Source organism: Janthinobacterium sp. Ant5-2-1, from assembly GCF_001445815.1.
Classification (GTDB): Bacteria; Pseudomonadota; Gammaproteobacteria; order Burkholderiales; family Burkholderiaceae_D; genus Janthinobacterium; species Janthinobacterium lividum_E.
On sequence record NZ_LNCE01000001.1, the window covers coordinates 16,291 to 36,378 of the forward strand.

The following is a 20,088-nucleotide window of genomic DNA, read 5'->3' on the forward strand; positions in this document are numbered from 1 at the left end:
CTCACACGGCCAGGTGCCGCTTCACGTCCTCGCCAGCCATCTGTTCCGCATTGCCGCTGGCGACGACACTGCCGCGCGACAGGACGATGAATTCGTCGGCCAGTTCGCGGGCAAAATCGAAATACTGTTCGCACAGCACGATGGCCATGTCGCCCCGCTGTTTCAACAGGCTGATCACCCTGCCGATATCCTTGATGACGGAGGGCTGGATGCCTTCCGTCGGCTCATCGAAGATGATCAGCTGCGGCTCGGCCAGCAGGGCGCGGGCGATGGCCAGTTGCTGCTGTTGCCCACCGGACAAATCACCGCCACGCCGCTGCAGCATCTCCTTTAATACCGGAAACAGTTCATACACGTGGGGATCGATGCGCGAAGCCTGCCTGCCCCGCTTGCTCGCCATACCCATCAGCAAGTTTTCCTCGACCGTCAGGCGCGCAAAGATGTCGCGCCCCTGCGGCACGTAGGCGATGCCCAGCTTGGCGCGCGCATGCGGCGTCAGTTTCGTGATGTCACGTCCCTGGAACACCACCTTGCCCTGCGCCACGGGCAGCACGCCCATCAGGCATTTCAACAAGGTCGTCTTGCCCACGCCATTGCGTCCCAGCAAGGCCAGACATTCGCCCTTGCGCGCCGACAAACTGATGCCGCGCAAGGTGTGCGAGGAACCATAGTATTGATTCAATTGTTCGACTTCCAGCATGGTTACCTTCCCAGATAAACTTCGATGACGCGCTCGTCGGCCTGCACTTCGTCCATGCGGCCCTGCGCCAGCACGGACCCTTCATGCAGCACGGTAACGATGCCTTGCCGGGCAATTTCCGTGACAAAACCCATGTCGTGCTCGACCACCATGATCGAATGTTTGCCGCGTAATTCATTGAGCAATTCCGCCGTGCGCGCCGTTTCCGCATCCGACATGCCGGCCACGGGTTCGTCCAATAGAATCAGCTGCGGCTCCTGCATCAGCAGCATGCCGATTTCCAGCCACTGCTTTTGCCCGTGCGACAGCAAACCGGCCGGCCGCGCCTCGTGGCCATTGAGGCGGATCAGGTGCAATATCGCTTCGATCTTGCCTGCCTGCTCCGAGCTTAAACGCGCAAACAGGGTGGGCGCCACGCGCTTGTCCATCTTCATCGCCAGTTCCAAGTTGTCGAACACCGTGTGCTGCTCGAACACGGTGGGGCGCTGGAACTTGCGCCCGATACCCGCGTGGGCGATTTGCGCTTCCGTCATCGTCGCCAGATTCATGGTCTGGCCAAACCAGGCCGTGCCGGACGTGGGCCGCGTCTTGCCGGTGATCACGTCCATCATCGTCGTCTTGCCCGCGCCGTTAGGGCCGATGATGCAGCGCAACTCGCCGACAGAAATGTCGAGACTGAGCTTGTTGATGGCCTTGAAACCGTCGAAGGACACGCTGATGTCTTCCAGGTACAAAATCGCGCCATGCGTCGTGTCGACACCCTCGCCTTTGACGCGCGAATAGCTGGCGCCCGTTTCCGTGCCTGCCATGCCGGGCAACATGCGGATACTCATGCGGCCTCCTCTGCCACGACGGCCGCTTTCTTGCGTCTGAGCTTGCTCAACACGCCGAGCATGCCTTGCTGCATGAACAGGGTGACGACGATGAACAGCAAGCCCAGCGCGAACAGCCACAGTTCCGGCAAGGCGGCCGTGAACCAGCTTTTCAAGCCGTTGACGGTGAAGGCGCCCAGGATGGGACCGATCAAGGTGCCCCGCCCACCGACAGCCACCCACACGACCATCTCGATGGAATTCGCCGGTGACATTTCGGACGGGTTGATGATGCCCACTTGCGGCACGTACAAGGCGCCGGCGATGCCGCACAGCACGGCCGACAAGGCCCAGACGAACAGCTTGAACCACAGCGGGTTGTAGCCGAGGAACATCAAGCGCGCCTCGCTGTCGCGCACGCCCTGCAGCACCCTGCCCAGTTTCGAGCGGACGATGGCGCGCGCGCCGATCAAGGCCGCCAGCAGGAAGGCCAGGGTCAGCAGGAACAGCACGGCCCGGGTGGCGGGCGCCGTGATGCTGTGGCCGAGGATGGTCTTGAAATCCGTGAAACCATTGTTGCCGCCAAAGCCGGTGTCATTACGGAAGAACAAGAGCATGAAGGCATACGTCATCGCCTGCGTGATGATGGAAAAATACACGCCCTTGATGCGCGAGCGAAACGCAAAGTAACCGAAGACAAAAGCCAGCACGCCCGGCACCAGCACGACGAGGGCCATGCAGTACCAGAAGTGTTCCGTGAAGGCCCAGTACCACGGGTAGGTTTTCCAGTCGAGAAAGACCATGAAGTCGGGCAAGCTGCTGTGGTACTGGCCCTGCTCGCCGATGGCGCGCATCAGATACATGCCGTGGGCATACGCGCCCAGCGCAAAGAACACGCCGTGTCCCAGCGACAGGATGCCCGTGTAGCCCCAGACGAGGTCCAGCGCCAGTGCGGCCAGCGCGTAGCACATGAACTTGCCCACCAGCGCCACCGTGTAGGCGGACACGTGCAAGGCATGACCTTCGGCAAACGCCAGGTTAAAGATCGGCAACATTGCCGCCAGCAGCGTGCAGGCGGCAATGACCAGCCAGACGGGCCGCGTGAACAGGCCCTGCTTTATCGGATAGGAGGTAGTCATTCGACGCTGCGTCCCTTCATGGCAAACAGGCCCTGCGGCCGGCGCTGGATGAAAATGATGATGAACACGAGAATGGCGATCTTCGCCAGCACGGCGCCCGCCACCGGTTCGAGAAATTTGTTCACTTCGCCCAGGCCCAGCGCGGCGATCACGGTGCCGGCCAGCTGGCCCACGCCGCCCAGCACCACCACCATGAAGGAATCGACGATGTAGCTTTGGCCCAGGTCCGGTCCCACGTTGCCCAGCTGCGACAAGGCCACGCCACCCAGCCCCGCGATGCCGGAACCGAGGCCGAAAGTGAGCATGTCGACCTTGCCCGTGGCCACACCCACGCAATCGGCCATTCGGCGGTTTTGCGTGACGGCCCGCACGAACAGGCCCAGGCGCGTCTTGTTGAGGATCAGCCACACGGCCATCACGACAAGGACGGCGAAGACGATTATGGCCAGGCGGTTGTACGGCAGCACGAGGCCGCCCAGCACGGTGACGCCGCCCGACATCCACGCGGGATTGGCCACTTCCACGTTTTGCGCGCCGAAGATCGTGCGCACCGTCTGCATTAGGATCAGGCTGATGCCCCAGGTGGCCAGCAGGGTTTCCAGCGGCCGCCCGTACAGCCAGCGGATGACCGTGCGCTCAAGCGCCACGCCCACCAGTCCCGCGACGAGAAAGGCGGCCGGCAAGGCGGCCAGCAGATACGCCTCCTGCAGGCCAGGCAAATAGGTGCGAAAAAATAGCTGGCACAGATACGTCGTGTAAGCGCCTATCATCAGTAATTCGCCATGCGCCATATTGATGATGCCCATCAAGCCGAAGGTGATGGCCAGCCCCAAGGCGGCCAGCAGCAGCACGCTGCCCAGAGAGATGCCGTAGAAGACATTGCCGGCGAATTCCATGCGTGCCACTCGTCCCTTGATCTGGCCCATGGTGTCGATGGCGGCCAGCTGCACGGCCTCGTCCGGTTCACCCCCTTTCTCCAACATGGCTTGCAGCACGGGCAGCAAGCGCGCATCGCTGCTGCCCGCCAGGTCCTGCACGGCCTGCTTGCGCGTGACGGCGTCTGGCGCATGCAGGTTGGCGCTGGCGATCAGCACTTGCAATATCTGCTGGATCTCGGCATCGCTCTCTTGCGCCAGCGCCTTGTGGATCAAGGGCAGCTGCGCCGGATCGACGGATTGCTGCAGCGCCCGCGCGGCAGCCAGGCGCGTGCTCCGCTCAGGCGCCAGCAGTTTCAGCCCCGACAGAGCGCCCGCCACGGCCGAGCGCAAGCGGTTGTTGACCATGACGCCATCGATGCCGTCCGGCAGAGGCACGCTCTTGCTGGTCGACGGGTCATACGCCAGCTCGCCGTCGACGATGTAGACCTTGCCGTCGGGCGCGGCATATAACTGATCGTCCTGCAAGGCTTGCAGCACACGGGCGGCCTCGGGCGTGGCCAGGGCGGCGATCTGGGCGACGGCGGCGACTCTGGTATCGGGGTCGTCGCCGGATAGCGGCTTGAGCAGGTCGGGAGGGATGGCGGCCTGCGCTGACAACGGCAACAGGCAAAGTAATAGCAAAATACGACGTAGCAGACGCATGCGGAAAGACCTCTCATCGTTATTTCAGCCCAAGCGAAAATCTGGGGTCAGACAGGGACACCAAGTCCCGTCGGGGGAATTCGTCCCAATGGGACGAATTCCGATCGCGAAGCGACTGACCCCGGCCTTTTGGCCGCTAACTCATAACTTCTGCTTGCCCTCATTCCCCTTGATAAACGGGCTCCACGGCTGGGCACGTATCGGTTCCTTGGTTTTCCACACGACATTGAATTGCCCATCGGCCTTGATCTCGCCGATCATCACGGGCTTGTGCAAATGGTGATTGGTGGCGTCCATGGTCAGGGTGAAGCCCGATGGCGCTTTCACGCTCTGGCCGGCCATGGCGGCGATCACCTTGTCCGTGTCCGTCGACTTGGCTTTTTCCACGGCTTGCGCCCACATGTGGATGCCGACATAGGTCGCTTCCATCGGGTCGTTCGTCACCACCGAACCCGCGTTCGGCAGCTTTTGCGCCACGGCATAGGCTTTCCACTGTTTGATGAAAGTCGTATTCACGGGATTCTTGACGGACTCGAAATAATTCCACGCCGCCAGGTGGCCAAGCAAGGGCTTGGTATCGATGCCGCGCAGCTCTTCCTCGCCCACGGAAAACGCGACGACGGGTACGTCCGTGGCTTTCAAGCCGGCATTGCCCAGTTCCTTGTAGAACGGCACGTTCGAATCGCCATTGATGGTGGAAATGACGGCCGTCTTGCCGCCCGTGGAAAACTTCTTGATGTTGGCGACGATGGTTTGATAGTCGGCATGGCCGAACGGTGTGTAGACCTCGCTGATATCGCTATCCTTGACACCCTTGCTTTTCAGAAAGGCGCGCAGGATCTTGTTGGTGGTGCGCGGATACACGTAATCCGTGCCCAGCAGCACGAAGCGCTTGGCGCCGCCGCCATCCTTGCTCATCAGGTATTCGACGGCGGGAATGGCCTGCTGATTCGGTGCGGCGCCCGTATAAAACACGTTCTTTTCCAGTTCCTCGCCCTCGTATTGCACCGGATAAAACAGCAGGCTGTTGAGTTCCTTGAACACCGGCAAGACGGATTTGCGCGACACGGACGTCCAGCAGCCGAACACGACGGCAACCTTATCCTGCGCCACCAGCTGGCGCGCTTTTTCCGCAAACAAAGGCCAGTTCGACGCCGGGTCGACGACGACGGCTTCCAGCTTCTTGCCCAGCACGCCACCCTTGGCATTGATCTCGGCGATCGTCATCAAGGCCACGTCTTTCAGCGACGTTTCGGAAATGGCCATGGTGCCCGACAGGGAGTGCAAAATGCCCACCTTGATCGTATCGGCGGCCAAGGCTGCCTGCATGGTGATGGACGTGGCCAGGGCCAGTGCGCCGGCGGCGGCCGCTTTCAGGATGATGCGTCGTGACATGGGGACTCCTGTGTAGGGTTCGTGGGGGTCGAGCTGAGCATACGATGTTGTTAAAGCAGAATGCATGCCAGGCACATTGCCCTGGAGTGGCGGGGGCGGGGCGACAGGGCGGCGCGCGGCCCACCGTTTTGGTGCAGCAGCGCCACTTCCTGGGGAATCTGGAATTATCTAAAAACTAATTGAGCTTTCTTGATAAGCGCACTAAGATATGACTCTCTTGCGCCGCACTGCCTGGCGGCGTAAGTAAACATGAAATCAGCGTGGTACTTGCTTCTTTCCCTTTACTTCACTTACTTAGGTAGTTCACTCATGAAAAATATGATCGCGGGCGTATGCGCCCTGTTGCTGTTGAGCGCATGCGCCGCACCTACGGCCCCGGCGGGTGGCGTCAGCACGAGCCAGGTCAAGGTCGACGATGAAGGCAGTACCGGCAGCAATATCAAGAAACGTCCGAAAAAAGCGGCCGAAGTCGTGTCTACCAACACGGCAAACCATCACGCTTGATCAAGCTGCGGCAAGCATGTAACGCCGCTCCAGGGCCTGCCGCGCGCAGGCCCTGTTCACGTCTGCGGCGCGCGCCTAGCGCTTGATGCCGCGCAAACGACGCCAGCCCTTGCGGCCCAGCGGGAACAACAGCACGAAAGCGATCAGCCACGGCAGGATGTACGCCATGGCCGTGATGGCGTTGGCCACGCCTTCCGACAGGTTGTCCGTAAAATTGCCCAGCGACCGCTTGACAGGCGTCCAGAACGATTGCTTGCCTTCGGCGCTGATGGCCACGTTCAGCAAGTCCGTATCGATGCGCTGCATCAACAGCGCGTTGGCCGCCGTCGCCTGCTCCAGTTCCACTTGCACGGTGGCCAGCTCCTTGGTCACCTTGATGAGGGCGTCGACGTTCGCACCCGAGCGCTTTTCCAGGTCTTGCAGCTGGGCCTGGTACTGCTTGAGCATCTCCAGACGCTTCTTGCTGTCGAGCACAGGTCGGCCCAGGTCTTCCACCTTGGTGCCCTGGCTGGTGACGTCGCCTTCGGCCGCGACCAGCGCGACGAGCTTCCTGATGCCGGCCGGCTTGGCGCGCATGCTGATGCGCGCGTGCACGTAACGGCCACTGTCGAGGCTGGAATCGAGCAGCAAACAGCCGTTTTCCGTATCGGCCTTGCAGGCGGCGACCACTTTTTCATACAGGGGCCGCACTTGCGCCTCGTGCGTATCGACGCTGATGCTATGCTCATAGGCAAGAAACTCGCTGCCCTTTTCCTTGCCATCGAGGCGCGCGGCGCTCGATTGCCCGCCGCTCTCGCCCTTGCCGCCGCAACCGGCCAGCAGCATCAGGCCGATCAAACCCACATACACTTTTTTCATGATTTCTTTCCTGGATTATTTTTGCAGCGGCAGCAATGTGATATCAGGCAAGTTCGCCGCTACGTCCTGCACGGTCGCATGGCCGGTCAGGGACGCCACCACCTGCGGCAGCGGTTCCGCCCAGATTTCCGGCAAGTCGCGCTCCTCGGGCGCCAGCACGGGAAAGGCCAGCTGCTCGCGTGGCGGCACGAAGGCGGCATCGACGCCGGGCTTGTTGCCGCGCGCATCGATGCGGTACCAGCCAAAGTCCTGCAGATACACGGCGTTCAAGCCATGCAGGCAAAACGGCGGCCCCACTTCGCCGACGGCCAGGCGCTGGTAGCACAGGCCGGCAGGAATGCCGTTGGCGCGCAGCAGCGCGGCCAGCAGATGGCTCTTCGCATAACAATAGCCCGTGCCATGCTGCAAGACGTCGGAAGCGCGGCAGGTAACGGGATTGCGCCGGTAATCCCAGCTGTGGGCCACCTCGTCGCGCACGAAGGCAAAGCAGCGGGCCGCGATGGCGGCGTCGCCCACGGCGCCTGCAGCCAGTGCGGCCGCCTTGGCGCGCACGGCCGGATGATCGCTGTCGATATACAGGCTGCTGCCTAGATAGGGGGAAAAGTCGGTAGACATGGCATAAAGGCAATGCGAAAAGATAATGCGCGATTTTAGTCGAAGCGGCGCAACATTCACCGTTTCTTTGCGCAGGAACAAAGAAAATCCACGCATCAGGCTGGCTGCGCGGGGGGCGGCGACTTTGGCGCCGGCCCGGTAGCTGGTATCATGCGGGCAAACGCAGCCGGCCCTATAGACCCGGCACAGGCACTACCCTGCGAAGCGGCCCCGCCATCGGGCGCGCCGCCGACGCCTCCCTACAGATCAGAGAAACGAGTTCCCTATGAGCACATCATCGTCCCACCCATCGTTCTGGCGCAGAGTCCCGCTGGCTTTCGGCGCCTTCTTCAGCACCCTGTCGGACGCCGCCTATGCGGCCCGCGTGGAAAAGCTGTCCTTGCCCGAGGCTGCTCCCGTCGCGCCAGTGGCTCCGGCGCCAGCCCCCGTGCCGACGCCGGCCGCCGCGCCCGTCATTTTGAAGGAAGCCACGCCGGACGCGGCCCTGCAATTGCTGGCCCTGCTGCAACGCGAAGCGCGATTGATCGACTTCACCCAGGAAAACCTGGGCAGCCATGCCGACGCCGACATCGGCGCGGCCGCCCGCGTCGTGCATGAAGGCTGCGCCAAGGTCATGCGCGAATATTTCACCATCGACGCCGTGCGCCAGGAAGCCGAAGGCAGCCGCATCGTCCTGCAGGAAGGTTTTGACAGCGCCCAGGTGCGCCTGACGGGCAACGTGGTCGGTTCCGCGCCATTCACGGGCACCCTCAGCCACCGCGGCTGGCGCGCCTCCAGCGTGCGCCTGCCGAAACTGAGCGAGCAGCACGACGCCGCCATCCTGGCACCGGCCGAGGTGGAACTGTGAACGACGCAAGGAACGCCACCCCGAACACCCCGCGCTACGCCATCGGCATCGACCTGGGCACCACCCACAGCGCCCTGTCGTATGTAAACCTGGTCGAGAGCGACGGCGAAAAGTCCAGCCACGGCGTGCTGAAAGTGCCGCAACTGTCGGCGCCGGGCACCGTCGAAGAACTCTCCTTGCTGCCATCGTTCGTCTACCTGCCGCACGCCGATGAAGTGGCTGCCGGCGACCTGGCCCTGCCGTGGGTTACCGAAGAAGCGGAAGCGCCGTTCGTCGTCGGCGAAATGGCCCGCAGCCGCGGCGCCACCACGCCTATCCGTCTAGTGTCGAGCGCGAAAAGCTGGCTGTGCCACCCTGGCGTGGACCGCCGCGCGGCCATCCTGCCGAACGATGCGCCGGCGGAAGTGGCGCGCATCTCGCCGATCACGGCCGCCACGCGCTACCTGACGCACTTGCGCCAGGCCTGGGACAACGCCCACCCGCAAGCGCCGTTCGCCGAGCAGGAAATCACGGTGACGATTCCCGCTTCGTTCGATCCGGCCGCGCGCGAGCTGACGATGGAAGCGGCGAAGGCGGCTGGCTATTCCTCATTGACCTTGCTGGAAGAGCCGCAAGCGGCCCTGTACAGCTGGATCCAGACGAGCGAAGGACGCTGGCGCAAGGAAGTCAAGCCGGGCGACATCATTTTGGTGGTCGACGTGGGCGGCGGCACCAGCGACTTTTCGCTGATCGCCGTGCTCGAGCGCGACGGCGTGCTGGAGCCGCACCGCGTGGCCGTCGGCGAACACATCCTGTTGGGCGGCGACAATATGGACCTGGCCCTGGCCCACCTGGTGGCCCGCAAGCTGGCCGCCAACGGCACCCAGCTCGACGCCTGGCAAATGCGCGCGCTCACGTATGGCTGCCGCAGCGCCAAGGAAAGCCTGCTGGCCGACAGCGGCATGGAAACGGCGCCCATCGTCGTGCCGAGCCGCGGCTCGAAACTGATCGGCGGCTCCATCCGCACGGAACTGACGCGCGCGGAAGTGTCCACCTTCATCCTCGACGGCTTCTTTCCGCAAGTGGAAGCGTCGAGCCGCCCTGCCGTGCGCACACGCGCCGGCCTGACGCAACTGGGCTTGCCGTATGCACAGGACGCGGCCATCACGCGCCACCTGGCCGCCTTCCTGGGCCGGCAAGTGGCGGCGACCAGCGAACTGGAAGGCTTTGCGGGCCGCCAGGCGGACGGCGCCAGCTTCTTGCATCCGACGGCCGTGCTGTTCAACGGCGGCGTCTTCAAGTCCGACTTGCTGGTCCAGCGCATCATGGCCACCGTCAACGACTGGCTGTACATGGAAGGCGCGGAACCGGCGCGCATGCTGGCCGGGGCCGACCTGGACCTGGCCGTGGCCCGTGGCGCCGCCTACTACAGCTACGTGCGGCGCGGCCATGGCGTCCGCATCCGCGGTGGCACGGCCAGTTCCTTCTATGTCGCCATCGAATCGGCCATGCCCGCCATCCCCGGCATGGAACCGCCGATCCAGGCCCTGTGCGTGGCGCCGTTCGGCATGGAAGAAGGCAGCGAACTGGAATTGCCGGGCCAGCAATTCGGCCTCGTCGTGGGCGAACCAGTACACTTCCGCTTCTTCGCCTCGTCCACGCGCCGCAACGACCAGATCGGCGACTTGCTCGACTTCTGGGGTCCCGATGAATTGCAGGAACTGAGTGAAATCCAGGCGACGTTATCCGCCGAAGGCCGGTCGGCCGGCGACGTGGTGCAAGTCAAACTGCACGCGCGCGTGACGGAAGCGGGCACCCTGGAACTGCTGGCCGTTTCCCCGGACGGCGCCGAGCGCTGGAAAGTGGAATTCGACGTGCGCGGCACGCCGCAGCAATAAGCATGCGCGGCGCTGCGGGCAAGCCGGCCTTCCTGGTCGGCATCGACCTGGGCACCACCAACACGGTGGTGGCCTATGCAGATGCTACCGATACGCAGGCGGGAATAAACCTGTTCGCCATCGAGCAGCTGGTCGCTCCCGGCGAAGTGGGCGCACGCCCCCTGCTGCCCTCGCTGCGCTACCACCCTGCCGCCGGTGAACTGGCGGCGGGCGACTTGCAGCTGCCGTGGCCGCAGCAGGACGTCGCAGGCGTGGAATCTGCCGTGCTGGGGGCGCTCGCGCGCCAGCTCGGCGCGCAGGTGCCGGGCCGGCTCGTTTCCAGCGCGAAGAGCTGGCTGTCGCATGCGAACGTGGATCGCCAGGCGCCCATCCTGCCGTGGGGCGCCGATAGCGACGTGGCCAAGGTGTCGCCCGTGGCGGCCAGCGCCAGTTACCTCGCGTATGTGCGCGCCGCGTGGAATCACCGCTTCCCGGGCTCTCCCCTGGAAGAGCAGGAACTGGTGCTGACGATCCCCGCCTCGTTCGACGAGGGTGCGCGCGCACTCACATTGGCATCGGCGCGCATGGCGGGCTTGCCCACCTTGCGACTGGTGGAAGAACCGCAGGCCGCTTTTTATGATTACCTGCAGCGCCGGCGCGCCACCCTGCGCGACGACCTGGCCGACACGCGCCGCATTCTGGTATGCGACGTGGGCGGCGGCACCACCGATTTCAGCCTGATCGACGTGGCCTTCGATGACGACGGCGAACCGCAGCTCACGCGCAGCAGCGTGGGCAACCATTTGATACTGGGCGGCGACAATATGGACCTGGCGCTGGCCCACCTCGTGGAAACGCGCATGGCCGCTGGCAACGAAGGCGGCATGAAACTCTCGGCCGCGCGATTGTCGCAGCTGATGGAACGCTGCCGCGCCGCCAAGGAACTGCTGCTGTCGCACGACGCACCCGAGAGCGCCACCGTCACCCTGCTGGGCGCGGGATCGCGTTTGATCGGTGGCAGCCGTTCCGCCGACGTCACGCGCGAGGAAGTGGCGGCCATGGTGGTCGACGGCTTCTTCCCGAAGGTGGAACTCACCGAGACAGCGAAAAAAGGCCGCGCCGGCATCGTCGAATTCGGCCTGCCGTATGCGCAGGACGCGGCCATCACGCGCCACCTGGCCAGCTTTCTGCAACAGCACCAAGGGGCACTGCCCGACACCCTGCTGCTGAACGGCGGCGTGTTCCGCGCCGACGCGCTGGCGCGTCGCCTGGCCGAGACCCTGGCGCACTGGCGCGGTGCTCCACTCACCATCCTGCATAACGATAATCCCGACGTGGCCGTGGCCCGTGGCGCCGTCGCCTACGCGCTGGCCCGCCGTGGCCAGGCGCCGCGCATCGGCGGCGGCTCGCCGCGCAGTTATTTCCTCGTGCTGGGCGAAGCGGGCAAGGACAATCGCGCCGTGTGCATCCTGCCCCGTGGCAGCGCCAGCGGCGAAGAAATCCGCCTGACGGAGCGGCTGTTCGCGCTGCGCCTGGGCCGGCCCGTGCGCTTCCACCTGGCCACCTCCCTCGCGGAAGCGGGCACGTCGCCGCAGCTGGGCGAGATCGTCGACCTGGACGCCGGAGAATACTTGCGCCTGCCGCCGCTGGCCAGCGTGCTGCAAGCGGAAAGCGGCGACAAGCGAGAAATCACCGTGCAGCTGGCAACCGTCATGACGGAAGTCGGGACTTTGGAAGTGCATTGCGTGGCTGAAGCCGACGCCAGCCAGCGCTGGCTGCTGGAATTCCAGTTGCGGGCTGGTAAGGAAGAGCAAGGCGATGACGAGGCTCAAGCCGTTTCGCCACGCATCAAGGAAGCGGTCGAAAAGATCGAACGCATCTTCGGCGGCAAGGCGCAAAAGGTCGAGACCAAGGAGGTGCGCCAGCTGCGCCAGCACCTGGAACGGGGGCTGGGAGGGCGTGAAAGCTGGGATACGCCGCTGCTGCGCCAGCTGTTCGACGCCCTGATGCTGCGCGCGCGCGGCCGGCGCCGCTCCGCCGAGCATGAGCGGGTGTGGCTGAACCTGGCCGGCTACTGCCTGCGTCCCGGCTATGGCGATGCGCTTGATCCATGGCGCATGGAGCAGCTGTGGGCCATGTTCGACGCGGGCGTGCAGCATCACAAGGACAACCAGGTGTGCGCCGAATGGTGGACTTTGTGGCGCAGGGTGACGGGCGGCTTGAATTCGGAGCAGCAATTGCGCCTGCTCGACGACTTCGCCTTCAACCTGCAAGCGGACGCGGCCCAGCGCGGCAGCCGCCCCGTCACCCTCGTGGGCGGCAGCGACGACGACATGCTGCGCCTGGGCGCGTCGCTCGAGCGCATCCCCGGCGCCTACAAGGCCGAAGTGGGCGCCTGGCTGCTGCAACGCCTGGACAAGGCCAGTAAAAAGGGCGAAGCGGCAGACACGAATACCCTGTGGGCGCTGGCCAGGGTCGGCGCGCGCCAGCCCTTCCACGGCAGCGCGCACGAAGTGGTCGACCGCGCCACCGTGGCCGACTGGCTGGCCGTGCTGCTGGCGTTGGACTGGAAAAAGACGGAACCGGCGGCGTTTGCCGCCGCCCACCTGGCACGCATGACGGGCGACCGCTCGCGCGACATCGACGACGAACTACGGGCCACCATCCTCGCCCGCCTGAAAGCCGTGGGCGCCCCGCCCCTGTGGCAGGCCATGGTCAGCGAAGTGACACAGCTGGACGAAGCTGTTACCCGCCGCATGCTGGGCGAGGCGCTGCCGCCGGGGTTGAAGCTGATCGGGTAAATTACCCCTCGTTACGCGCCCCACGATACCGCGGCAAGCCATCGGCCAATTTCACCCACTCCAGTTGCGTGTCCGTATAAATATGGCTGTGCGGCGGCAGTTGTTCCGGGTTGTCCAGGCTGCCGGTGGTCAAGCCGACCTCATCCGGGTCGCGCTCATCCTCGAACGTCAGCTGGGTGCCACAGCGGGGACAAAAACTGCGCGTGCAGTGTTCGCTGGATGCATAGGGCGTTGCCTCGCCCTGCAGCCAGCGGAAGTTCGCCCTCGGCACGCTGAACCAGGCGACAAACGGCGCGCCCGACGCGCGGCGGCACATCGAGCAATGGCAGGCCGTTTCATGAAAAGCGCCCGTGCCCGCTTCGTAGCGCACGTCGCCGCATAAACATCCTCCGCTCAGCATGGCATTCTCCTGCAAATGAAAAAGGCGCCCAGTGTAGCGCCGCTGCGGCGCCACGGTTTGCGCTAGATCAGGGCGACGATCAACAGCAGCACCGCCAGCGGCGCCTGCACCAGCACGATGCCCGGATGCGTGCGGCGCAGCTGGGCCCACACGGACAGGCCCGGCACTTCCTCGTGCGGATGGTGGGCTTCGTCGCGCAGCGACATCGCGTGCAGGAACATGCCGGCGATCAGGGGACCTGGATTGACCCACCAGCCCTGCTCGAGCAAGCCGCGCGACAAATAGATGGCCAGCGCGCCGATGGCAAATGGCGAAGCCCATACCAGCACCAGCATCAAACGGATGCCATAGAATTCCGCCAGGGTGCCCATGCGGTGCAAACGGCTGAAATCGTGGTCTTCCATGCGCCGGTCGATGGCCAGTTCGGCACGGCCGTACAGGGTCCACAGGCCGCCGAACAGACAGCCCAGCAGCACGCCGATGACGATGTCGGCCACGAACACCGCATATTTATTGACGTCGGCCGTGCCGATGCCCAGCGACGTGTGGGCGGCCGCGTGCAGGTGCAGGCCGGCCTGCTCGCCTTCGGCCGTCGTATAGCGGTCGCGCACATCATACGTGCTGCCGATATACACGACGTTCTTGCGCAACGCCCCGGCATCCACGCCGGCCTGGCCGTCGATCAGTTTGACGCGCGTACGCGTGGGGTTCAGGAATACCGGCGCCACGGCGGCCGGGTGAAACGGCGCGGTGACGGCGTTCTGTTCGGCCGCCGCCTTGGCGTCGCCGTGGATGACGGGCTCGAATGCCCAGCGCGCCAGCTCCTTTTCACTGCCCGTGCGCCGCGCCAGCTGGCACACGCGACCGGCCAGCGCCAGCACTTCCTTTTGCTCGGACAGGGCGGCCGGCATGGGCTGCTTCTGTTCTTGCTCGTCGGCGCCATGCGCCAGCTCGAAGGCCACGGCCGCCAGCACGGGACTTTTCAGCTCGATGCGCGTGACGGCGCCCATGCGTTCGCGGATACGCGGGTTGGCAAAGTGGATGCCGGCCGCGCAGCGCGCGCGTATCCACGGCAGATTCGCGTTCTGGTCCGATTGCTCGGGCAGGATCAGCACCAGTTGCCGGCCATGCGCGGCCAGCTGGTCCAGCAAGTGGTCCAGCGGCCGCTCGCCGTCCTTGTGCTGTTCGTACACGGCTGGCGCCAGGTCCAGGTCGATGGCCAGCACCTTGCTGCCGCGCGCGGCGGCGCTGGCGATCACTTGCTCCAGGCGCGTACGCTCCAGCGGTTCGCGCTCGTCGAAGACCTGTTCGAACGCGGGCTGGTCGATTTCGATGATGCCGGGGCGGTAGGCGGCGCCCGGGTCCTTGCCCCGGTCCAGCAACTGCTCCTGCGCCGCGCTGGCACGCAGCATGGCCGCATCGAGCCATTCGAGCACGTGAAAACCTTCCAGCGCCAGCATCAGCGCGGCGATCAGGCTGGCGCCGATCACGTGATGCAGCAGATGTGTGCCCGTCAGCTTGAAGGCCGAGCCAAGCTGGGCGGCTGGCCACAGCAGGCGCCGCCAGAGTGGCGGGCGCGGTTGATCCGGCTGGCTGGTTTCCACGGTGCGTTCCCCTTGCGTGCGATGCCTGAATGTCATTAAAGCAACAAATAATGACAAAAGGATAGTGTATTGCAGTTGTGCCCGTTTCGCCGCACAACTGGCACGGGTCAACCCGGCAGCCTACTGCGGCTTGGCCAGCAGCAGCTTGCCCAGCGCTTCGAAGGCCGGCGTGGTGGTCGGATCGTTGGCCGCGTTGGCCGCCGTCGGCGTCGAGGCGAAACGCACGATCACCATTTCCGCCTTTGGATCGATGTAGATGCGCTGGCCGTACACGCCGCGCGCCATGTAGGCGCCATGGTCGTTATGCGTGACCCACCACATGTCGCGGTAGCTCCAGCCCTTGAGCAAATCGTAGCCGCCCTTGGCGAACAGCTGCTTGTCGCCGCCACGGCGGATATTGTCGACGGCCGCCCGCGGGATGATTTGCTGGCCGTTGTAGCGGCCATCGTTGCGCAGCATCTCGCCGAAGCGGGCCAGGTCGCGCAAGCCTGCGCTCAAGCCGCCGCCGGCAAACGGCGTGCCCGTCGAATCGACCGACATGTAGGCATCCTGCTCGGCGCCCAGCTTTTGCCACACATGCTCGGACAGGTACTCATTGACGTTCTGCCCCGTGACCCTGGCGATGATCCAGCCCAGCACGTCGGAATTGATCGTGCGGTAGCCGAAGCCCTCGCCATGTTTTCCCTCATGCCGCACCGTTTGCAGGTACTCGAAATAACTGCGCGGTCCCGTGTAATCCTTCGGCTTGGGCAGCGGGTTGCCGGCCGCCGCGTGCTGCCACACTTCCGCGTTCGGGTCGGCGTAATCCTCGCTGAATTTCAGGCCCGTGGTCATGTCGAGCACCTGGCGCACGGTGGCGTCGCCAAACGCGGACTTGCCCAGTTCCGGCACATACTCGGCCACTTTCCTGGCTTGATCGAGCTTGCCTTCGGCCACCAGGGCCGCGCCGATGGTGCCCATCACGGACTTCGTCACCGACATGGCGCCATGCTGGCCGCCCTCCTTCAATACGCCGAAATAGCGCTCATACACGATGCGGCCCCGGTGCAGCACGACGATGCCGTCCGTGTAATTGGCGCCCAGCGACTGCTCCCACGTCATCGTCTCCTTCGCGCCCAGGGGCGTGAAGCGCAGGCTGTCGATATCCTTGCGCAGCGCGCGCGGCAAGGGCACGGGCGCTTTCAAGCCGCGCGCCACCGCCACCGTCGGCATCAGCTGGCGGAAGTGCGACACGCTCCAGCGCAGTTGCGGGAAATTGAAATAGCTGCCATCGTCGAAGCGGATGATTTTATCGGCCGGCGGCGGCGCGCCCACCATCCATTGCAATGCGGCCGGGTCGCTGGCGGCCGCCGACAGCGGTTTGGCAGCCACCTTGGTCGTCTCTGCCGCATGGGCGCCGGCGGCCAGCGCCAGGCAGGCTGCGGCCAAGGCCAAGCCGCGGGTTGGTGGCAGTGTCGTCATGCATTTCTCCTGTCATGGCTGGCGCGGCGGCGGCGCTCGCTTCATGCGATGGATGCTAACAGAGAAACTTTTTTATCTTGTCCTACGGCATCCTATTGTGCGGGCCAAGCGCTGAGACAAACGTCTCACGTGCGTGCCATGCTGCAGCGCAGGATGCACGCCCCCTCACTTCGTGCTAAAAACGAAAACACCATAAAAACAGACACGAGACACTGGAGAGCGCCATGCCCTACGTCCGCCAGACCAGCCATATCGACCGCGTGCGCGACCTGATCGCCGGCCGTATCGTCAACCCAGGGGCCGATACGGCCAGGCTGGCGTCGTCATACCGGCGCTCGCTGGACGACTACCGGCTCGACCCAGCCTCCACCACGGGGCCGCGCATCCTGACAGGCGCCGAACTGCGCGCCATCCAGCAATCCGAAGAAGATTTTCTGCGCTCCACGGGCCAGTGCCTGCCGCGCCTGCACGCCATGGTGCGCGAAGCGGGTTACTGCGTCATCCTCGCCAATGCGCGCGGCGTGACGATCGACTACGTGGTCGACACGGACCAGCGCAAGGATTTCAAGAAGGCGGGCCTGTACCCGGGTTCGTGCTGGTCGGAAGAGGAAGAAGGCACGTGCGGCATCGCCTCCGTTCTGCTCGACCACGAAGCCATCACCGTGCACAAGACCGACCATTTTCGCGCCGCGTTCACGGGCCTGACCTGCAGCGCGGCGCCGATCTTTTCGCCGCACGGCGACTTGATCGGCGTGCTCGATGCGTCGGCCCTGCGTTCTCCCGACGCGCGCGACAGCCAGCGCCTCGTCAAGCAGCTGGTGCGGCAAGGCGCGACCCTGATCGAAGACGGCTTTTTTCTCAAGTCCTACAGCCATTGCTGCATCCTGCTGGCGCACCGCAACCGCCACTTCGTGGAAGTGCAGCCGGAAATGCTGCTCGCCATCGACGAACATGGCGACATCGTCGCCGCCAACCGCTGCGCGCGCGACGTCATCGCGGGCCTGGACAGACTGCCGCGCCCCGTCGCCGAGGTGCTGGAAGTGCGCGCCGAACGGCTGTTCGATGCGCGCGCGGGACGCAGTCTGCTGTCCTTGCGCCTGGCCGGCGGCAGCACTTGGCTGCACGCCCGCGTGCGCGCGCCGCTGCGCCCGGCCAAGGCGCGTCCGCGCGCCATGCGCGAGGCGCCCGCCGCGCAAGACGTGGTGGCCTACACGGCGCCGGAACTGGCCGAACGCACGCGCATCGTCCACGCCATGAACGCCGCCAAATGGCGCCCGCTGCAGGCGGCCGCCATGCTGGGCATCTCACGCGCCACCCTGTACCGGCGCCTCAAGCAGCTGCACATCGTGGCGCCGCACCGGCAATGATGCGACAAACGCGCTGAGACTTCCGTCTCAATCGTCGCCATGCTGCGCTGCGCAATGCGGCGCAAGAACGCCAGTGTTACAACATCGTCAGCGGCAACACAGCCGCATCCCATCATAAAGTCAGCAGACTTGGAGGAGACACGATGCAAACCGATATCAACCCGCACGACCTGGCCGTGGCCGGCATCCTGGAGCAGCTCGAAGGTTTTCTTCGCGCCAGCGACGGCACGGGCGCCGCGCAACTGTTCGAACAGGATGGCTACTGGCGCGACCTGGTGCTGTTTACCTGGAACCTGAAAACCCTGGAAGGCCGCGAGCAGATCGCCGCCATGCTGACCGCCCAACTGGGCGCCGTGCAGCCGGTCTCCATCCGCATCGCCGATGGCGAGCATGCGGTGGAAGCCGGCGGCGTGCTGCAAAGCTGGATCACGGTGGAAACGAACGTGGCGCGCGGCGTGGGCTTCATCCGCATCCGCGACGGCAAGATCTGGACCCTGCTCACCACCATGAGCGAATTGAAGGGTTTTGAGGAAGCCAAGGGCGGCCGGCGGCCCATGGGCGCCGAACACGGCGCGCGTACGAATCGCAGCAGCTGGCTCGAGCACCGCGAACAGGAAGCAGCGGAACTGGGCTACACGCGCCAGCCCTACTGCGTCATCATCGGCGGCGGCCAAGGCGGCATCGCGCTCGGCGCGCGGCTGCGCCAGCTGAACGTCCCCACCATCATCATCGAGAAAAACGCCCGTCCCGGCGACAGCTGGCGCAAGCGCTACAAGTCCCTGTGCCTGCACGACCCTGTCTGGTACGACCACATGCCGTACATCCCGTTCCCCGACAACTGGCCCGTCTTCACGCCGAAGGACAAGGTCGGCGACTGGCTGGAAATGTACACCAAGGTGATGGAACTCAATTACTGGGGCTCGACGTCCTGCGAATCGGCCAGCTTCGACGAGACCACGGGCGAATGGACGGTGCAGGTGCTGCGCGATGGCCAGGCCGTCACCCTGAAACCGAAGCAGCTGGTGCTGGCCACGGGCATGTCGGGCAAGGCCAACATGCCGAAGTTCAAGGGCATGGACGTGTTCCAGGGCGAGCAGCAGCATTCGTCGCAGCATCCGGGGCCGGACGCGTATGTGGGCAAGAAGGTGGTCGTCATCGGCGCGAACAATTCCGCGCACGATATCTGCGCCGCCCTGTGGGAAGCGGGCGTGGATGTGACCATGGTGCAGCGCTCGTCGACGCACATCGTCAAGTCCGATTCCCTGATGGACCTGGCCTTGGGCGACCTGTATTCGGAACGGGCGCTGGCGGCCGGCATGACGACGGCCAAGGCCGACCTGACGTTCGCCTCGATCCCGTACAAAATCCTGGCCGACTTCCAGAAGCCCGTCTTCAAGGCCATCCGCGAGCGCGATGCGGACTTTTACGCGCGCCTGGAAGAACGGGGCTTCATGCTCGATTTCGGCGACGACGATTCCGGCCTGTTCATGAAATACCTGCGCCGCGGCTCCGGCTACTACATCGACGTGGGCGCCTCCGAGCTGGTCGCCGAAGGCAAGATCAAGCTGAAAAGCGGCGTCGGCGTGCAGGAATTGAAAGCCCATTCCATCGTGCTGTCGGACGGCACGGAACTGCCGGCCGACCTGGTGGTGTACGCCACCGGCTACGGCTCCATGAATGGCTGGGCGGCGGACCTGATCTCGCCCGAGGTGGCGAACAAGGTGGGCAAGGTGTGGGGACTCGGGTCAAGCACGACCAAGGATCCTGGCCCGTGGGAAGGCGAGCAGCGCAATATGTGGAAGCCCACGCAGCAGCAGGCGCTGTGGTTCCATGGCGGTAACCTGCACCAGTCGCGCCACTATTCCCAATACCTGTCGCTGCAGCTGAAGGCGCGCATGGAAGGCTTGAACACGCCCATATATGGGCAGCAGGAGGTGCATCACCTGGCGTGATCGTCTTGCATGCCTGGCGCATGTCGGCTTATGTCGGATTACGCGCGGCGTTGCCGCGCTAATCCGACCTACTGTCGAAAAAGCGGTGGTTTTGGGCCCGCCGCTTCTTGCGGCACCTGCAAAACCACGTAGGTCGGATTAGCGCGCAAGCGCGTAATCCGACACAATGTTGGCGCATGCCGGAATACACACGAAAA

At 64.6% G+C, this 20,088-nt stretch carries 16 protein-coding genes; 6 read left to right on the forward strand and 10 right to left on the reverse strand.

The features are described from left to right. Position 1: 1 nt before the first annotated feature. The 5 genes from urtE to urtA form a co-directional block, all read right to left on the reverse strand. Positions 2 to 700: an urea ABC transporter ATP-binding subunit UrtE gene (urtE, locus tag ASN89_RS00060; protein ID WP_058047829.1), complete on the reverse strand. Its 699-nt coding sequence runs from the start codon at positions 698 to 700 to the stop codon at positions 2 to 4. A gap of 2 nt (positions 701 to 702) precedes the next feature. After that, positions 703 to 1,533: an urea ABC transporter ATP-binding protein UrtD gene (urtD, locus tag ASN89_RS00065; protein WP_058047830.1), complete on the reverse strand. Its 831-nt coding sequence runs from the start codon at positions 1,531 to 1,533 to the stop codon at positions 703 to 705. After that, positions 1,530 to 2,651 carry an urea ABC transporter permease subunit UrtC gene (gene urtC / locus ASN89_RS00070; protein ID WP_058047831.1) on the reverse strand — a complete coding sequence of 374 codons (1,122 nt, stop codon included), beginning with the start codon at positions 2,649 to 2,651 and terminating at the stop codon, positions 1,530 to 1,532. Before urtC ends, urtD begins: the two co-directional genes overlap by 4 nt. Further along, positions 2,648 to 4,231 (reverse strand): urea ABC transporter permease subunit UrtB, encoded by a 1,584-nt coding sequence (urtB, locus tag ASN89_RS00075; RefSeq protein WP_058047832.1) that lies wholly within the window; start codon positions 4,229 to 4,231, stop codon positions 2,648 to 2,650. The genes urtC and urtB overlap by 4 nt, the downstream gene beginning before the upstream one ends. A gap of 141 nt (positions 4,232 to 4,372) precedes the next feature. Continuing rightward, positions 4,373 to 5,626 (reverse strand): urea ABC transporter substrate-binding protein, encoded by a 1,254-nt coding sequence (gene urtA, locus ASN89_RS00080; RefSeq protein WP_058047833.1) that lies wholly within the window; start codon positions 5,624 to 5,626, stop codon positions 4,373 to 4,375. A gap of 309 nt (positions 5,627 to 5,935) precedes the next feature. On the opposite strand from urtA, the gene ASN89_RS00085 reads away from it, so the two are divergent. Next, positions 5,936 to 6,130, forward strand: coding sequence for a hypothetical protein (locus ASN89_RS00085; protein ID WP_152988386.1), 195 nt, complete (start codon positions 5,936 to 5,938; stop codon positions 6,128 to 6,130). A 75-nt stretch (positions 6,131 to 6,205) separates the two neighbouring features. On the opposite strand, the gene ASN89_RS00090 is transcribed toward ASN89_RS00085, so the two are convergent. Together ASN89_RS00090 and ASN89_RS00095 are read right to left on the reverse strand one after the other, a co-directional pair. Next, the gene (locus ASN89_RS00090; RefSeq protein ID WP_058047835.1) at positions 6,206 to 6,988 is read right to left on the reverse strand and encodes a DUF4349 domain-containing protein; all 783 of its coding nucleotides are present in this window, start codon (positions 6,986 to 6,988) and stop codon (positions 6,206 to 6,208) included. Positions 6,989 to 7,003: 15 nt separating this feature from the next. After that, entirely contained in the window at positions 7,004 to 7,603 is a 600-nt protein-coding gene (locus tag ASN89_RS00095) for a transglutaminase-like domain-containing protein (RefSeq protein WP_058047843.1), read from the reverse strand. A gap of 265 nt (positions 7,604 to 7,868) precedes the next feature. Here ASN89_RS00095 and ASN89_RS00100 point away from each other — a divergent pair, with 265 nt between their 5' ends. From ASN89_RS00100 to ASN89_RS00110, 3 genes are read left to right on the forward strand one after another with little or no spacing between them, the layout of a single operon-like run. Then, entirely contained in the window at positions 7,869 to 8,450 is a 582-nt protein-coding gene (locus tag ASN89_RS00100; protein WP_058047836.1) for a DUF2760 domain-containing protein, read from the forward strand. Then, the gene (locus ASN89_RS00105) at positions 8,447 to 10,327 is read left to right on the forward strand and encodes an Hsp70 family protein (protein ID WP_058047837.1); all 1,881 of its coding nucleotides are present in this window, start codon (positions 8,447 to 8,449) and stop codon (positions 10,325 to 10,327) included. The genes ASN89_RS00100 and ASN89_RS00105 overlap by 4 nt, the downstream gene beginning before the upstream one ends. A 2-nt stretch (positions 10,328 to 10,329) precedes the next feature. After that, complete coding sequence (locus ASN89_RS00110; RefSeq protein ID WP_058047838.1) at positions 10,330 to 13,107, forward strand: Hsp70 family protein; 2,778 nt, start codon at positions 10,330 to 10,332, stop codon at positions 13,105 to 13,107. Between the two features lies 1 nt (position 13,108). Here the strand turns inward: ASN89_RS00110 and ASN89_RS00115 are convergent, their stop codons facing one another. The 3 genes from ASN89_RS00115 to ASN89_RS00125 all read right to left on the reverse strand — a co-directional run bounded on the left by ASN89_RS00115 (position 13,109) and on the right by ASN89_RS00125 (position 16,428). Beyond that, positions 13,109 to 13,507, reverse strand: a complete 399-nt coding sequence (locus ASN89_RS00115) for a GFA family protein (RefSeq protein WP_058047839.1) — start codon at positions 13,505 to 13,507, stop codon at positions 13,109 to 13,111. A gap of 62 nt (positions 13,508 to 13,569) precedes the next feature. Then, a complete protein-coding gene (locus ASN89_RS00120; RefSeq protein ID WP_161911722.1) occupies positions 13,570 to 15,111 on the reverse strand; it encodes a CHASE2 domain-containing protein in 1,542 nt (513 codons plus the stop codon). Between the two features lie 120 nt (positions 15,112 to 15,231). Continuing rightward, positions 15,232 to 16,428 (reverse strand): serine hydrolase domain-containing protein, encoded by a 1,197-nt coding sequence (locus ASN89_RS00125; protein WP_235501814.1) that lies wholly within the window; start codon positions 16,426 to 16,428, stop codon positions 15,232 to 15,234. Positions 16,429 to 16,796: 368 nt separating this feature from the next. Between ASN89_RS00125 and ASN89_RS00130 the strand changes: the two genes are divergently transcribed. Next, positions 16,797 to 17,939: a sigma-54-dependent Fis family transcriptional regulator gene (locus tag ASN89_RS00130; protein WP_058047841.1), complete on the forward strand. Its 1,143-nt coding sequence runs from the start codon at positions 16,797 to 16,799 to the stop codon at positions 17,937 to 17,939. Positions 17,940 to 18,082: 143 nt separating this feature from the next. Next, complete coding sequence (locus ASN89_RS00135; RefSeq protein WP_058047842.1) at positions 18,083 to 19,891, forward strand: NAD(P)/FAD-dependent oxidoreductase; 1,809 nt, start codon at positions 18,083 to 18,085, stop codon at positions 19,889 to 19,891. Positions 19,892 to 20,088: the final 197 nt, after the last annotated feature.